At 41.1% G+C, this 241-nt stretch carries 1 pseudogene; it reads left to right on the forward strand.

From position 1 onward, the window contains the following. Positions 1-241, forward strand: a pseudogene (locus tag CD152_RS09965) (hypothetical protein); the annotation flags it as partial.

Raw genomic sequence — 241 nt, forward strand, 5'->3', positions numbered from 1 at the left:
GTATCACTGTTATCAGGAAAAGATGATCGTCGAACGCATCAATGATGCAGTTGTAAAGGAACATGGTTACCCTGTCATTGAAAAGCATAAGGAACGTGGCACATCGGTCACGATTAAAGAACAGAAACTCAAGGATAAAGGCGAGTATGTATGGAAAGATGATCTAAGAGCACGTATCGATCAGGCATTCGAAAAAACAAAGGATAGCCTTCATTTCGATTTAGAGCGCTTTAAGGCGCAT

The organism is Macrococcoides caseolyticum (assembly GCF_002902665.1).
GTDB lineage: Bacteria > Bacillota > Bacilli > Staphylococcales > Staphylococcaceae > Macrococcoides > Macrococcoides caseolyticum.